This is a genomic window from Psychrobacter sp. W2-37-MNA-CIBAN-0211, from assembly GCF_040309405.1.
Classification (GTDB): domain Bacteria; phylum Pseudomonadota; class Gammaproteobacteria; order Pseudomonadales; family Moraxellaceae; genus Psychrobacter; species Psychrobacter glaciei.
Window position 1 is genome coordinate 1 of the sequence record NZ_JBEOOU010000318.1, and the last position, 261, is coordinate 261.

Here is a 261-nt window from a genome sequence, read left to right on the forward strand (position 1 = left end):
TCACATACGTAACCATCTAATTCTTTCGCAAAAATTTCACCAAGTAACTGCGCATCTACGCCTTCCATTGGGGTAGAGTCAATGCCTAAACGAGCAGCTGCGTGCATGGTATTACCAAGTGCAATGTAAGTTTGCGCTTTAGTCCAAGTTGCATTATTGCCTTGCTCATCGGTATTCATATCTACAAACGCAAACGCGCCAAAAGCTTGTTCACGGTTTTCGCTTTGCGTGCGACCATTTTTAATATCTGTGTCTATAACG

Annotated in this window: 1 protein-coding gene; it reads right to left on the reverse strand. The window is 42.9% G+C overall.

Annotated features, from left to right (window positions below; all coding sequences use genetic code 11):
• On the reverse strand, positions 1 to 261 hold a 261-nt coding region (locus AAEY72_RS15390; protein WP_352311463.1), incomplete at both ends, for a nitroreductase family protein.